1 protein-coding gene is annotated in these 384 nt (G+C 37.0%); it reads right to left on the reverse strand.

The genetic code is table 11. From position 1 onward, the window contains the following. On the reverse strand, window positions 1-384 hold a 384-nt coding region (locus HZY83_RS07995), incomplete at both ends, for a putative Ig domain-containing protein (RefSeq protein ID WP_179943509.1).

Here is a 384-nt window from a genome sequence, read left to right on the forward strand (position 1 = left end):
ATCAGGCAAGCCTGATACTTCGCTAACTACTTTAGCCCCACTATTATCTGTTGTACTAATCGTAATTGGATGGATTGGATTATAAACTTCTGATGATTGATTACTAATCTGTGTAATCGTTGGTCCAGTAGAATCTTTAACTGTAATGACAAAGCTGCTATCTGAAGCATTACCAGTTGAATCTTCAGAATGCACTTGTACAGTCGTTGTACCTATATGAGTAGGTGTACCTGTAATGGTATTAGTAGTACTATCAAATGATAATCCATCTGGCAATCCTGTTACAGTTGTTTTAACCGGATCTGAACTATTATCTGTAACTGTAACGCTAATTGGTGACGTAGGTTTCCCTACTTCTATAGTTGGATTACTGACACTAATCGT

This window comes from Gemella sp. GH3 (genome assembly GCF_013415425.1).
Lineage (GTDB): Bacteria > Bacillota > Bacilli > Staphylococcales > Gemellaceae > Gemelliphila.